This is a genomic window from Streptomyces sp. NRRL S-495 (assembly GCF_000966955.1).
Classification (GTDB): domain Bacteria; phylum Actinomycetota; class Actinomycetes; order Streptomycetales; family Streptomycetaceae; genus Kitasatospora; species Kitasatospora purpeofusca.
The window spans coordinates 1-523 of the sequence record NZ_JZWY01001359.1 but is presented as its reverse complement, the minus strand read 5'-3'; the positions used below and the strand labels follow the sequence as shown (position 1 = coordinate 523).

Genomic DNA, 523 nt, shown 5'->3' with positions numbered 1-523 from the left:
GCCACGACCGGTGGCGGCGAGGGGAAGGCCGTGATGGCCGGTGCCGGGGCGGCCATGCTCGGCGTCGGCGCCGGTGCCCTCGTCCTGCTCCGTCGCCGCAGGACGGCGCGGCACGGGTGAAACGTGCCGCGGGGCGGGCCCGGATCCGGGCCCGCCCCGCGGCACGTTTCACCCGTGCCGCGCCGTCCTGCGGCGACGGAGCAGGACGAGGGCACCGGCGCCGACGCCGAGCATGGCCGCCCCGGCACCGGCCATCACGGCCTTCCCCTCGCCGCCACCGGTCGTGGCCAGGTTCCGCTCCAGGCTGTCGGCCGTGCTGGTCGCCCTGGTGACCGCCGCCGGAACGATCTTCAGGGGCGCGGTGGTCGGGACCTCCATCGGGAACGGGACCGGGAGTTGGTCGGCACCCTCGGCGGTGCTGTCGGAGGAGGGTTCGGCCGGCGCCGCGGCCGTGCTCCCGGTGGCGGTGGGCGTCGGAACGGCCGGCACCGGCGTGGCGGTCGGGGTCGGGGTCGGGGTCGGG

Annotated in this window: 1 protein-coding gene; it reads right to left on the bottom strand. The window is 78.4% G+C overall.

Going from position 1 to position 523, the window contains the following annotated elements; translation table 11 throughout:
- Window positions 1-168: 168 nt before the first annotated feature.
- On the bottom strand, window positions 169-523 hold a 355-nt coding region (locus tag VR45_RS50410), incomplete at its 5' end, for an LPXTG cell wall anchor domain-containing protein (protein WP_045945197.1).